Source organism: Streptomyces milbemycinicus, assembly GCF_002154605.1.
GTDB classification, from domain to species: domain Bacteria; phylum Actinomycetota; class Actinomycetes; order Streptomycetales; family Streptomycetaceae; genus Streptomyces; species Streptomyces milbemycinicus.
Genome location: NZ_MUNE01001318.1, coordinates 1 through 566, shown reverse-complemented (window position 1 = coordinate 566; position 566 = coordinate 1). Strand labels below are relative to the sequence as shown.

Here is a 566-nt window from a genome sequence, read left to right as displayed (position 1 = left end):
CCGGCGGGATGCTCGCGGTCCTGGGCGACGAGCGGCTGCACCGGGACATCCCGCTGCTGCGCGACCACACCGAGGTCGCCGCCCGGAACTACCCCGGGCACCTCGTCCTGTCCGGCGCCGACGACGTCCTGGCCGCCGCCGAGGAACTGCTGCGGGCGCGGGATGTGGCCTGCCACCGGGTGCCCGTCCCGTACGCCTTCCACTCGGCCCTCATGGACGCCGGCGAGCCGGCGTTCCGGACCACCGTCGCGGAGGCGGAGCTGCGGCCGCCGCGGATCCCGATCGTGTCCTGCGCTGCCATGGGCGCGGTCGACCGGGTGACGGCCGACCACCTGTGGCGGGCGACCAGGGCGCCGATCGAGTTCGCGGCCACGCTGACCGCGCTGGAGCGGAGCGGCCCGTACCAGTACCTCGACCTCGGCCCGTCCGGCACCCTGCACAACTTCGTCCGGGCCGGCCTGCCCGCCCACTCGCGGTCAAGCTCCCACGCGCTGCTCAGCCCGCTGAGCGAGGACACCCGCGCGCTGGCCGAGCTGCGCTCCGCCGTGGCCCCGCGCCCCCGCACC

General features: G+C 76.5%; 1 protein-coding gene. It reads left to right on the top strand.

Features of this window, described 5'->3' with window-relative positions; all coding sequences use genetic code 11:
- Positions 1-566 (top strand): acyltransferase domain-containing protein (locus CCN51_RS52840; protein ID WP_143676288.1); only part of this gene is annotated, 566 nt, incomplete at both ends.